Genomic DNA, 14,176 nt, shown 5'->3' with positions numbered 1-14,176 from the left:
ACGCGCGTGTTGCCAGGCTCGACGGCGACCTGGTCCCCGTACCGGGTCGCCACCTGCGCGGTGGCATTCCACTCCACGAGCACCTGCCGGCGTTCCGCCTCGGACAGCATGGACACGGACGCGAGGGGCACCTCGGGCCGGGCCACGAGCGCATCCACCAGCAGGCGGAAGTGCTCCGCCATCCGTTGAGCGGTACCGGCCTCGAACAGGCCCGTGTTGTAGCTCAGCACGCCTTCGTAGCCCTGACCCGACTGCGCGAGGTTGAGCTCCAGCTCGAACCGGTTGGTGGGGTTGTCCAACTCCACCTGCCGTAAGCCCAATGAGGACTTCCGCGGCGTCACCCGGGTCGCGTTTTGCAGGGCGAAGAGGACCTGGAAGAGTGCGGGGCGGCTGAGGTCCCGCTCCAGCCGCAGTTCCTCCACCAGCTTCTCGAAGGGCACGTCCTGGTGGGCATAGCTGCCCAGCGTCGTCTCCCGCACCTGGGCCAGCAGCGTCCGGAAGGAGGTGCGCGAATTCACCCGGCTGCGCAGCACCAGCGTGTTGACGAAGAAGCCGATGAGCCCTTCCGTCTCCGCATACCGGCGGCCCGCGATGGGCGAGCCCACCAGCACGTCATCCTGGCCCGAGTAGCGAGACATCAGCACCTGGAAGGCCGCGAGCAGGAGCATGAAGGGGGTGGCCCCCTCCCGCTTCGCGAGGGCTTCCAGCGACTCGCCAAGCTCCGGTGAGAGCCGTACCGGCACCGCGCCGCCCTGGTGCGAGAGCACCGCGGGCCGGGGCTTGTCCGTGGGCAGTTCGAGGTGCGAGGGCGCTCCGGCCAGGTGTCGCTTCCACCAGCCCAGTTGCGCCTCCAGCGTCTCACCGCTCAGCCACTGGCGCTGCCAGACGGCGTAGTCCGCGTACTGCACCGGTAGCGTTGGCAGCGCGGGCGGCTGGCCCTCGGAGAATGCCGAGTACAGCGCTTCCATGTCGCGCACGAGCACGCCCATGGACCAGCCGTCGGAGACGATGTGGTGCATCACCAGCACCAGCACATGCTCTTCGGACGCCAGCCGCAGCAGCGTGGCACGCAGCAGCGGGCCGGCTCCGAGCGCGAAGGGAATCGCCGCCTCGCGCATCGCACGGCGGCGGGCCTCTTCCCAGCGCTCGGATTCCGGCATCGCGGACAGGTCTTCCACGCCGAGCGCGAAGTCCGAGGGCGGGTGGATGACCTGGGTGGGCTGGCCCTCGCGAGAGGCGAAGGTGGTGCGCAGGGCCTCATGGCGCTCGACGAGGGCGGAGAAGGCCCGCTGGAGCGCGTTCACGTGGAGGGCGCCCTCGATGCGCAGGACGACGGGGATGTTGTAGGCGGCGCTCCCGGGTTCGAGCTGGTCGATGAACCACAGGCGCTGCTGGGCGAAGGACAGCGGGAGCGCGCCGTCACGGGACACGGGAACGGGAGGAGGAGCCTCGGGCGCCGCGCCGTCGCGCCGCGCGGCCTCGACACGCAGGGCGAGTGCTTCGAGCGTGGATGCCTCGAACAGCGCGCGAAGCGGCAGCTCCACGCCGAAGGACGCACGGACATGGGACACGAGCTGCGTGGCGAGCAGCGAGTGGCCGCCCAGCTCGAAGAAGTCGTCGCCGGCACCGACCTGCACGTGGCCCAGCACTTCGCCCCAGAGGACCGCCAGGCGCTGTTCCGTCTCCGTGCGGGGGGCGACGTACTCACGCTGTGCGGGGCTGAAGTCGGTCGGAGCGGGCAGGGCGCGCCGGTCCACCTTGCCGGCAGGCGTCAGCGGCAGCGTGTCCATCGGCACCAGCACCGAGGGCACCATGTACTCGGGCAGCTTCGTGCGCAGGAACTCCTTGAGTGCCTGGGCCTCCACGCCCTGTGCCACGACATAGGCCACCAGCCGTCTGTCGCCAGCCGTGTCCTCGCGCACCAGCGCCACGGCCTCCTTCACCTGGGGGTGTTGCCTCAGGGCCGCTTCGATCTCTTCCAGCTCGATGCGGAAGCCACGCAGCTTCACCTGGCCATCCTTGCGGCCGAGGAACTCGAGCGTCCCGTCCGCGAGCCAACGCGCCCCGTCGCCCGTGCGGTACAGGCGCTCTCCGTTTCCGAAGGGATGCGGGACGAAGCGCTCCGCCGTCAGGTCCGGCCGGCCGAGATAGCCCACCGCCAGGCCGTCGCCGCCCACGTACAGCTCGCCCGGGACTCCCACCGGGACGGGCTGCATCGCCTCGTCCAACACGTAGGTCGTCGTGTTGCGGATGGGCCGGCCGATGGGCACCGAGCGGGCACCCACCTGTTCCAGCCGCTCCAGCCGGTGGCAGGTGGAGAACGTGGTGTTCTCCGTCGGGCCGTAGGCGTTGATGAGCGTGCGCCCCGAGGCGAGCCGTTCGCGGGCTCGCCCCATGGGGAGGACCTCACCCCCGGTCAGCACCTGCGGCACCCGGGCCAGGGCCTCCGGCTGCCGGGCCTGCATCTGGTCGAAGAGGGCCGTGGTGATCCACAGCGAGGTGATGCCGGAGGCCACCAGCGTGCGGCCCAGCTCCTCCAGCGACGGCGCGCCCGCCGGGAGCACCACCAGCTTCGAGCCGTGCAGCAGCGCGCCCCACAGCTCCAGCGTCGAGGCATCGAAGGAGATGGGCGCGAGCTGCAGCCACACCTCATCTGGTCCGAAGCGCGCGAAGTCCGTCTCCAGCACGAGGCGCGACACCGCCCGGTGCGGAACGCCCACGCCCTTGGGCTTGCCCGTGCTGCCCGACGTGAACATGACGTACGCCAGGTGGCCGCCGCCGATAAGGACCGACGGATTGCTCTCCGGCTGGCGCGCGAGCTCGCTCCGCCCGGCGTCGACGAGCACCACCGTTTCGCCGGCCTCGGCCACCGTCCCGGACAGCTTCTCCTGCGCGACGAGCAACGAGACGTCGGCCTCGCGCTTCATCCACCGTTGCCGCTCCAGCGGGTAGTTGGCGTCCAGCGGCACGTACGCGCCACCGGCCTTGAGGATGCCCAGGATGCTGACCACCAGCTCCAGCGACCGCTCCACGCACAGGGCGACCCGTACCTCCGGGCCCACGCCCAGGGTCCTCAGGTGGTGCGCCAGTTGGTTGGCGCGGCGGTTCAGCGCGTCGTACGTCAGTCTCTGGCCTTCGTACTCGACGGCCACCGAATGCGGCGTCCTGAGCGCCTGCGCCTCGAACAGCTCCGGCAGCGACGCCTCGCGCGGGTACTTCGCGGCCGTCCCGCTCCACTGCTCCACCAGCCGACGCCGTTCCTCCTCGCCCATGAGCGGCAGCTCGCGCAGCCGCTTCCCGGGCTCGGCGACAGCGGCCTCCAGCAGGACCCTCACGTGCTCCAGCAGCCGCCCGGCCGAGTCCGGCTCGAACAGGTCACTGTCGTAGTTGAGCACCGCGGAGGCACCCTCGGCCGTCTCCCACACCAGCAGGGACAGGTCGAACTTCGAGGTGAGGTTGCCGGCCTCCATACCCTTCAGCGCCAGCCCCTGCCGCAGCTTCACCTCCGTCATCGGGGTGTTCTGCAACGTCAGCGCCACCTGGAAGAGGGGATTGCGGCTCAAGTCACGCCGGGGTTGCAGCTCCTCCACCAGCTTCTCGAAGGGGACGTCCTGGTGCGCGTACGCCCCGAGCGTCACCTCGCGCACCTGCGCCAGCAGCTCGCGGAAGGTGGCCTGGGGCGAGACGTGCGCGCGCAGCACCAGCGTATTGACGAAGAAACCGATGAGGCCCTCCGTCTCCGCGTGCGTGCGTCCGGCGATGGGCGAGCCGACGGAGATGTCCTCCTGTCCCGCGTGGCGCGCGAGCACTGCCTGGTACGCCGCCAGCAGCACCATGAAGGGTGTGGCTCCTTCCTGTTGCGCCAGGGCCTTCGCGCCGTCCCAGAGGGACTTTTCCCACATGCGTTGCTGCACGCCGCCACGGAACAACTGCGCGGGCGGGCGCGGCTTGTCGGTGGGAAGTTCCAGCGCGCTGGGGGCACCCTCGAGTTGCTGGCGCCAGTAACCGAGCTGCGCGTCCAGCGTCTCGCCCTGCAGCCACCCGCGCTGCCACACGGCGTAGTCGGCGTACTGCACCGGCAGCTCGGGCAGGGGCGAGGGACGGCCGTCCGAGAAGGCCTCGTAGAGTGCTGCCACCTCACGGACGAGCACCCCGGAGGACCAGCCGTCCGTGACGATGTGGTGCAGGTTGAGCAGCAGCACATGGTCCGCGGCGCCGAGCTTCATCAGCAGCGCGCGAATCAGTGGGCCCGTGCCCAGGGAGAACGGGCGCCGCGCGTCCTCGTCCACAGTCGCCGGGTCTCCGCCTCGGCGGCGTCGCCGTCGAGCCCGCTCAGGTCCACCCCGCGCAGCGGCAATTCCGCGACGGGCGCGATGACCTGCACGGCGCCGCCCGCGTCCTGGCGGAACGTGGTGCGCAGTACCTCATGTCGGCGGACGAGCTCCTGGAGAGCCCGCTCCAGCGAGCCCACGTCCAGGGGGCCTTCGAGCCGGACGGCGGCGGGGATGTTGTAGAAGGCGCTGCCGGGCTCGAGCTGGTCGAGGAACCACAGGCGCTGCTGAGCGAAGGACAGCGGCAGCGGTCCGGTGCGCGGCACGGGCACCAGCGGTGGACGGGTCGGGCCGGCCTCTGTACTCCGCGCGGCGTCGATGCGACCGGCCAGCTCGGCCACGGTGGGCGCCTCGAAGAGGTCCCGCAGGGGCATGTCGAAGCCGAACGTCGTGCGCACCCGCGACACGAGCTGCGTGGCCAGCAGCGAGTGGCCGCCCAGGTCGAAGAAGTTCTCGTGCGCTCCCACGCGTTCGGCGTGGAGCAGTTCCGAGAAGAACAGCGCGAGCTGGCGCTCTGTCTCCGTGCGGGGCTCGACGTACTCCACGCCGTCGCCGCCGCCCGGCGCCCCCGGGGCGGGCAGCGCCTTGCGGTCCACCTTGCCGTTGGGCGACAGCGGCAGCGCCGGCAGCACCACCACGGCGGAGGGGACCATGTACTCGGGCAGCTTCTGCTGGAGGAAGGCGCGCACGGCCTGGGCCTCCAGCATCTCCTCCTCTTCGGCCACGACGTAGGCCACCAGGCGCTTGTCGCCCGGGACATCCTCGCGCACCACCACCACGGCCTCGCGTACGCCAGCGAAGCGGCGCACCACGGCCTCCACCTCGCCTGGCTCAATTCGGAAGCCGCGCACCTTCACCTGGAAGTCGGTGCGGCCGAGGAACTCCAGCGTGCCGTCGGGCTTCCAGCGCACCCGGTCTCCGGTGCGGTAGAGGCGCGCCCCGGGCTCGGTGCTGAAGGGATGCGGGACGAAGCGCTCCGCGGTCAGCTCCGGGCGGCCCAGGTAGCCCCAGGCCAGGCCATCACCGCCGGCGTACAGCCCACCGGGCACGCCCACGGGCACCGGTTGCAGCGCCGCGTCCAGCACGTACGCGCTGGAATTGGACAGGGGACGGCCGATGGGCACCGACGTGCCTGGAGCGTCCCCGCGCCGCAGCGTGTGCGTGGCGGAGAACGTCGTGTTCTCGGTGGGGCCGTAGCCGTTGACGAGGACGGCGCCCTCGGGGAGCCGCTCCAGGTGCTGGCGCACGCGCTCGGCGGGCAGCACGTCACCTCCCGCGAGCACCTGCCGCACGCGGGCCAGGGCCTCGCCCTGGTGCAGCACCATCTGTTCGAAGAGGGCCGCCGTCAGCCACAGCGTGGTGACACCCTGGCTGACGAGCAGCGCACCCAGTTCCTCCAGCGACACCTTGTGCGGTGGGGCCAACACCAGCCGGCCGCCGTTGAGCAGCGCGCCCCACATTTCCAGCGTGGAGGCGTCGAAGGCCACCGGTGCGAGCTGCGCGAAGGTGTGCTCCGGGCCGAAGTCGATGAAGGTGGAGCCGCGCACCAGGCGCACCACGGCCCGGTGCGGCACGCAGACGCCCTTGGGCTGGCCGGTGCTGCCCGAGGTGAACATGACGTAGGCCAGCGCATCGGCGGAGACGTCTACCTCCGGCGCGGTCTCCGGCCAGCGCGACACCTGCGTCGACTCGGTGTCCAGGCACACGAGGAGCTGGCCGAGCGCGGGCAACTCATCCGCCACGTGCTCCTGCGTCAGCAGCACGCCGACGCCCGCCTGCTGGAGCAGGAAGGTGATGCGCTCGGTGGGTTGGTTGCGGTCCACCGGCACATAGGCGCCGCCCGCCTTGAGAACGCCCACGAGCGCCACCACCAGCTCCAGCGAGCGTTCCAGGCACACGCCCACGCGCGCGCCTGGCGCCACGCCGCTGGCTCGCAGGTGGTTCGCCAGTTGGTTGGCGCGCCGGTCCAGCTCTCCGTAGGTGAGCTGTGCATCTCCGAAGACGACAGCCACCGCGTCCGGCGAGAGGGCCGCCTGCCGGGCGAACAGTGCGTGGATGGGCGTGTCGCGCGGGTAGTCGGTGGCGGTGGCGTTCCAGTCCACCAGGACCTGGCGACGCTCGGCCTCCGTCAGCATGGACAGGGATGCCAGCGGCGCTTCGGGGCGGGCGACGAGTCCCTCGGCGAGGACGCGGAAGTGCTCCGCCATCCGGGCGATGGTCCCCGGTGCGAAGAGGTCCGCGTTGTAGGAGAGCTGGCCGGAGAAGCCCTCGGCGGTGCGCCACAGGCCGAGCTCCAGCTCGAAGCGGACCGGGCTGTCCTCCACTGGCTGCGCGCGCAGCGTCAGTCCCGGCAGCGACAGCTCGGGCACGGGGGCGTTCTGGAGGACGAACGTCGCCTGCACCAGCGGCGGGCGGCTCGAGTCGCGTTCCACCTTGAGCGTCTCGACCAGCCGCTCGAAGGGCACGGACTGGTAGGGGAACGCGCCGAGCACGCTCTCCCGCTCCTGAGCGAGCAGCGAGCGGCCGGTGTCCGTGCCCGACACGCGGGCCCGCAGGGGCAGCGTGTTGACGAAGAAGCCGACGAGCGACTCCAGCTCACCGCGGTCCCGGCCCGCCACCACGGAGCCGACGAGCAGGTCCTCCTGGCCAGTGTAGCGGCTGAGCAGGAGGTGGAAGGTGCCGAGCAGCGCCATGAAGGGCGTGACGCCCTCGCGGCGGCAGAACGCCTCCAGCGCCTCGGCCAGGGGCACGGGCAGGAGTACCGGGTGCGCGGCGCCGTGGGACGTCTGCACCGCCGGACGCGGCTTGTCCGTGGGCAGCTCCAGGGTCTGGGGCGCACCGGCGAGTCGCTCGCGCCACCAACGGAGCTGGCCCTCCATCATCTCGTCCCGCAGCCATCCGCGTTGCCACGCCGCGAAGTCCGCGTACTGCACCGACAGCTCCGGCAGCGGTGAGGGCCGGCTCTCGCAGAAGGCGAGATAGAGCGCGGCCAGCTCCCGCACCACGACGCCCATCGACCATCCGTCCGACACGATGTGGTGCTGCGTGAGCACCAGCACGTGCTCCTGGGCCCCGAGCCGGAGCAGGGCGGCCCGCAACAGTGGTCCCCGTGTCAGGTCGAAGGGACGCAGTGCTTCGTCCCGCACCCAGCCCGCGATGCTCCGGCGCGCAGCGGGCTGCTCGGACAGGTCCGTCACTGGCAGCGGAATGGGCGCGGCCGGGTGGATGACCTGCACGGGCCCGCGCTGGCCCTCGCGGAAGGTGGTGCGCAGCGCTTCGTGCCGGCGCACCAGCTCCGTCAGGCCGCGTTGCAGGGCGTTCACGTCCAGCGCGCCCTCCAGGTGGAGCGTGCCCGGCAGGTTGTAGAAGGCACTGCCCGGCTCGAGCTGGTCCAGGAACCACAGGCGTTGCTGCGACAGCGACACCGGCAGCTCGTCCGTGCGAGCCACTGGCACCAGCGGTGGAAGCTGGGGACCCTGGCCCGCCAGCACCGCCCACTCCACCCGCGCCGCGAGGTCGGCCAGCGTGGCGGCGTCGAACAACTCTCGCAGCGGCAATTCCACGCCAAAGGCGGCGCGCATGCGGCTGATGGCCTGGGTGGCCAGCAGGGAGTGTCCACCCAGCTCGAAGAAGTTGTCGGACAGGCCGACCTGCTCCACACCGAGCACCGCGCTCCAGACGCCGGCCAGCAGCGTTTCCGTCGGGGTGCGCGGCGCGATGAACTCCGGACGCCCGCTGGCTGCCGCGAGGTCCGGGGCGGGCAGGGCCTTGCGGTCCACCTTGCCGTTGGACGTGAGCGGCATCGCGGGCAGCACCACCACGGCCGAGGGCACCATGTACTCGGGCAGGACTTCCTTCAGCGCGGCGCGCAGGGTGGAGCCGTCCGCCTGCGTGCCCTCGTGCGCAACGACGTAGCCCACGAGGCGCTTGCCACCGGGGCCGTCCTCACGTGCGACGACGACGGCCTCGCGCACTCCCGGCAGCTTCGCCAGGGCGGACTCCACTTCACCCAGCTCGATGCGGAAGCCGCGAACCTTGACCTGCGCGTCCGCGCGGCCGACGAAGTCCAGCGTGCCGTCCTCGCGCCAGCGCACCACGTCGCCCGTGCGGTACAGGCGCGCGCCCGACTCGCCCGAGAATCGGTCCGGCACGAAGCGCTCGGCGGTGAGGGCGGAGCGGCCCGCGTAGCCTCGCGCCACGCCGACACCGCCCACGTACAACTCTCCCTTCACGCCCACGGGCACCGGCTCTCCTCGCCCGTCCAGCACGTACACCCGAACATTGGCCAGGGGCCGGCCGATGGACGGGATTCGCCCGTCCGCGACGCACTCGGTGAGGGTGGCAATCACCGTGGCTTCTGTAGGGCCGTAGGTGTTGAGCAGGCGTCGGCCCGGAGCCCAGCGCGCCACGACTTCGGAAGGCAGGGCTTCGCCACCGGAGATGACGGTGCGCAGCGCGGGCAGTCCTTCCGCTGACGTGGCGGCCAGCGCCGCGGGCGTGAGGCTGATGACGGTGAGGGACTCCTCGCGCAGCAGCTTCTGCAGCGGCGCGCCCGGCATCAACTTCTCCAGGGGAGAGAGCACCAGCGAGGCCCCGGAGCACAGCGTGGTGAAGATCTCCTCCACCGACAGGTCGAACGACAGGCTGGCGAACTGCAACACGCGGCTGCCCGGGCCGATGCCGTACGCCACCGCCTCGTGGGTGACGAGGTTGGCCACGCTGCGGTGCTCGACGGCGGTGCCCTTGGGCGTGCCGGTGCTGCCGGACGTGTAGAGCAGGTAGGCCAGGTGGTACGGGGCCACGCTCGTCACCGGTGCATCGGTGCTCTCCCGAGAGAGCGCGTCCTTCTCGGTGTCCAGGCAGAACGCACGGGCGTGGTGTGCCTCGGAGAAGCGCTCCAGGAGCGGAGCCTGAGTCACCAGCACCGTGGCGCCGCTGTCCTCCAGCATGAAGGCCAGTCGCTCACGCGGAAGCAGCGGATCTACGGGCACCCAGGCGCCACCGGCCTTGAGGATTCCGAGCAGGCCCACGACGATGTCCAGCGAGCGCTCCACGCTGAGGGCAACGCGCACCTCGGGCCCGACGCCCCGGCGGCGCAGCGCGTGCGCGAGCTGGTTGGCCTTTGCATCGAGCTGAGCGTAGGTGAGGTGCTGTCCCTCGAAGGAGGCCGCCCGCGCGGCGGGCGCGCGCCGTACTTGCGCCTCGAAGAGCGAGTGGATGCACACCTCGGGGAAGTCCGCGCGGGTGGCGTTCCAGTCCACGAGCAGCCGCTGTCGCTCCTCGCCGGAGAGGAGCGACAGCGCGGACAGGCGCTTCCCCGGGGTGGCCACGACTGCCTCCACGAGCGTGCGCAGGTGGCGTGCCATCCGCTCCACGGTGGACGCCTCGAACAGGTCGGCGCGGTAGTCCAGTGCGCCCTCGAAGCCCTCCTGGGTGCGCGTCAGCGTCAGCGTCAGGTCGAACTTCGCGACGTGGTCACCCACGGGCGCGCTGCGAATCGCCAGCCCCGGTAGGGCCAGCTCCGCGGGCGGTGTGTTCTGGAGGATGAACATCACCCGGAACAGCGGCGCCTGGCGCAAATCGCGCATCGGCTGGAGTTGTTCGAAGGGGACGTGCTCATGGGCATAGGCGCCGAGCGCCATCTCCCGCACGCGGCCGAGCAGCTCGCGCACGGTGGGGTCGCCGTCCAGGCGGGTGCGCATCACCAGGGTGTTGAGGAAGAAGCCGACGAGCCCCTCCAGCTCGGCACGGTTGCGGCCGGCCACGGGAGAGCCCACGGAGATGTCGTCCTGGCCGGAGTAGCTCGCCAGCAAGAGCTGGAAGGCCGCGAGGAAGAGCATGAAGGGCGTGAGGCCCTCGCGGTTGCAGAAGGACTCCACCGCTGCAGCCAGCTCGCGCGGGAGTCGCACCGGCGCCAGGGCGCCCGGCGGCGAGGGGTGGTGGGTGCGCGGCCTGTCGGTGGGCAGCTCCAAGTCCTGCGCCGCTCCGTCGAGCTGGCGCCGCCACCACGTGAGTTGCTTCTCCAACTCCTCGCCGTTCAGCCACTTCCGCTGCCACGCCGCGTAGTCCACGTACTGGAGCGGAAGCGCCGGCAGGACGAAGGGCTGGCCCGAGGCGAGCGCGGAGTAGACGACACCGAGCTCCCGCACCAGGACGCTCGTGGACCATCCGTCCGCCACGATGTGATGGACGTTGAGCAGCAGCACGTGCGACTGCTCCTCCAGCTTCAGGAGCATGGCGCGCAGCAGCGGGCGGACCGCGAGGTCGAAGGGGCGCAGGGACTCCGCGTTGATGCGTCGCCGCGACTCCGTCTGACGCTGCTCCGGGGGCAGGCCACTCAGGTCGACGAGGGCCATCTCCAGCGGAGCGGGCGCGTTGATGCGCTGCACGGGGCCCTCGGCCTCGCCGTGGAACGTGGTGCGCAGGGACTCGTGGCGGTGCAGCAGGGCCTCCAGGGCCCGCCGCAGCGCCTCTGCGTCGAGGGTGCCGGCCAGCTCCAGGGTGAACGGCATGTTGAAGGCCGCGCTGCCGGGCTCGAGCTGATCCAGGAACCACAGGCGCTGCTGCGAGTACGAGACGGGAAGCCGCTCCGTACGCGGTACGCGCTCGATGGGCGGAAGCATGCCCACCTCACCGGCGCTCACGGCCGCATCGATGCGCGCGGCGAGCGCGGCGACGGTGGGCGCCTGGAACAGCTCGCGCAGCGGAAGCTCCACGCCGAAGGACGCGCGAATGCGGGAGACCACCCGGGTGGCCAGCAGCGAGTGGCCGCCCAGCTCGAAGAAGTGGTCACCGGTTCCCACGCGCGGCAGGCCCAGCAGCTCGGCCCAGAGCGCCGCGAGGTTTTCTTCGGTGGAGGTGCGCGGAGCGACGTAGTCCGCCGTGGCGGCCAGGGCCATCGACTCGGGGGCGGGCAGGGCCTTGCGGTCCACCTTGCCGTTGGCGGTGAGGGGCAGGGCGTCCAGCCGCACCAGGGCGGAGGGCACCATGTACTCGGGCAGTCGCTCCACCAGGAAGGTGCGCAGCGCGGCGACGTCCAGCGACTCGGGCGCCGCGACGTACCCGACGAGGCGCTTGCCGCCGTGCGCGTCCTCGCGGGTCACCACCACGGCTGCTCGGACGCCGGGGAAGGTGGAGATGACGGCCTGCACTTCGTCCGGCTCGATGCGGAAGCCGCGCACCTTGACCTGGGTGTCAGCGCGGCCGACGAAGTCCAGCACGCGTCCGGCGAGCCAGCGCACCCGGTCGCCGGTGCGGTAGAGGCGGGCTCCGGGGATGCCGGAGAAGGAGTCAGGGACGAAGCGCTCGGCGGTGAGCGAGGGCTGGCCCAGGTAGCCGCGCGCGAGGCCGTCGCCGCCGATGTACAGCTCTCCGATGACACCCACGGGCACCGGCTGGCCGTGAGAGTCGAGCACGTACACTTGCGTGCCGCCAATGGGACGGCCGATGGGGACGGAGGTGCCCACCTGCTCCGCGCGAGTCACCGGCCAGGACGTGGCGAATACCGTCGTCTCGGTGGGGCCGTAGAGGTTGGTGACGGGGATGCGCAGCTCCTCCACGGCGCGGCGCACGTGAGTGGGCGACACCACGTCGCCGCCCGTCATGACGTGCTTCACGGTGCTCAGCCCCGGAGGCGGGTTGTCCACCAGTTGGGTGAACAGACCACTGGTGGCCCACATCGTGGTGACGCCCGAGGACTGGATGACGTGGCCCAGTTCCTCCAGCGACGCGGCCTGCGGAGGCATGACGACGAGGCGAGCGCCGTGCAGTAGCGCCGCCCAGATTTCGAAGGTGGAGGCGTCGAAGGAGATGGGGGCGAACTGGAGGAGGACTTCGTCGGGCCCGAAGCGGGCGTAGTCGGCGCCGAGGAGGGTGCGCAGGACGTTGCGGTGGGTGGTGCCCACGCCCTTGGGGCGGCCGGTGGAGCCGGAGGTGAAGTCCACGTAGGCGAGCGAGTCGGGCAGCGCCATCGGTGACGGCGCATGCGTCGGCTCGGAAGCGAGCGCGGCGTCCTCCAAAACCAAGGTGGAGAGTCCCTCCACCGGGAGGCGGGGCAGTAGTGCGCGTGTGGTGATGAGCGCATGGGGAGCCGCGTCCTCCACCATGCCGGCCAGGCGCTCACGCGGGTAGGACGCGTCCAGGGGGACGTAGGCGCCACCGGCCTTGAGGATGGCCAGCAGCGAGACCATCAGCTCCAGCGAGCGCTCGACGGCGAGGGCGACGCGGGAGTCGGCACCCACGCCCAGTCCGCGCAGGTGGTGTGAGAGCTGATTGGAACGCTCGTCGAGCTGCCGGTAGGTGAGGCGCGACGAGCTGGACTCCACGGCGATGTGGTCCGGGAAGCGGGCCACCACCTGGGCGAAGACGTCAGGCAGCGTGGACTCGCGCGGGTAGTCGGAGGCGGTGGCGCTCCACTCCCGCAGCACCTGTCGCTGCTCGGCCTCGTCCATCAGTGGCAGCTCGGACAGGCGCGCTTCCGGGTGCGCGGCGATGCCCTCCAGCAGCGTCTGGAAGTGCGCCAGCAGCCGGCGCACCGTCGGCTCCTCGAAGAGGTCCGTGCGGTAGACCGCCGCGAGCCGCAGGCCCTGGGGCACCTCGGTGGCCAGCAGCGTGAGGTCCACCTGGCTGGTGCCGCTGTCCACCGGCTGCACTTCCAGCGTCAGTCCCGGCACCCGCAGTGGCGGCAGGGGCGCGTTCTGCAAGGCGAACATCACCTGGAACAGCGGCGTGCTGCTCAGCTTGCGCTCGGGCTGGAGTACCTCCACCAGTTTCTCGAAGGGCACGTCCTGGTGCGCGAAGGCGCCAAGAGACGCCTCGTGCACCCGGGCCATCAACGCCAGGAAGGACGGGTCTCCGGACAGGTCCGCACGCAGGGCGAGCGTGTTGACGAACAGGCCGATGAGGCCCTCCAGCTCGGAGCGGTTGCGGCCGGCGATGGGCGTGCCGACGACGACGTCCTCCTGGCCGCTGTAGCGCGACAGCAGCACCTGGTACGCGGACAGCAGGAGGGTGAAGAGGGTGCGGCCCTCGCGCCCGGCCAGCGCCTTCAGCGACTGGAGCAGCGCCGGGGGCAGCATCACCGTGAGGCGGGCACCGTCGGTGCTGGCCACGGAAGGACGGGGCTTGTCCGTGGGCAGCTCCAGCATGGCATCGGCGTCCAACTGCCTGCGCCAGTAGCCGAGCTGCGTGTCCAGCGTCTCGCCCTGGAGCCAGCCGCGCTGCCACGTCGCGAAGTCCGCATACTGCATGGGCAGCGCGGGCAGCGGAGCGGCCTGTCCCGCGGCGAGCGCGGGGTAGAGCGCACCCAACTCCCGTACCAGCACGCCCATCGTCCAACCGTCGGAGACGATGTGGTGCACGTTGAGCAGCAGCAGGTGCTCGCTGACGTCCCAACGGTAGAGCACCGTGCGCAGCAGCGGGCCCTTCTCCATGTCGAAGGGCTTTCGCGCGTCGGCATGCAGCAGGCGCCAGGCCCCGGCCTCACGCTCGGACGGCTCGCCGCCCTCCGCGTCCACCACGGGCAGCGCGACGTCGAGCGACACGGCGACGTGCTGGAGCACCTGCCCGTCCTGCTCCACGAAGGTGGTGCGCAGGGCCTCATGACGCCTCACCAGCTCCTGGAGCGCACGACGGAGGGCGTCGACGTTCAGCTCGCCGGACAGGCGCACGGCGGTGGGGATGTTGAAGGCGGCGCTTCCGGGATTGAGCCGCTCCTGGAACCACATCCGCTCCTGCGCGAAGGACAGCGGAGCGCGCCGCGACGGACGGGCCTTGTCGCGCAGCAGCTCCGCGAGCCGCGCGCGCTTCTGTTCGGAGGTCAGGGCCATGACCGACTACCTTTCACT

Annotated in this window: 2 pseudogenes; both read right to left on the bottom strand. The window is 71.3% G+C overall.

What is annotated here, in order from left to right:
• Nucleotides 1-53 precede the first annotated feature (53 nt).
• Nucleotides 54-12,781: pseudogene (locus tag OV427_RS07305) on the bottom strand (non-ribosomal peptide synthase/polyketide synthase); the annotation flags it as partial.
• Nucleotides 12,767-14,158 (bottom strand): annotated as a pseudogene (locus OV427_RS50730) (condensation domain-containing protein); the annotation flags it as partial. The pseudogenes OV427_RS07305 and OV427_RS50730, both read right to left, overlap by 15 nt.
• Nucleotides 14,159-14,176: the final 18 nt, after the last annotated feature.

Origin of the sequence: Pyxidicoccus sp. MSG2, from assembly GCF_026626705.1 — a bacterium.
GTDB lineage: Bacteria > Myxococcota > Myxococcia > Myxococcales > Myxococcaceae > Myxococcus.
Note: the sequence above shows the minus strand (reverse complement) of the source record. Positions and strands in the feature narration are given on the sequence as shown.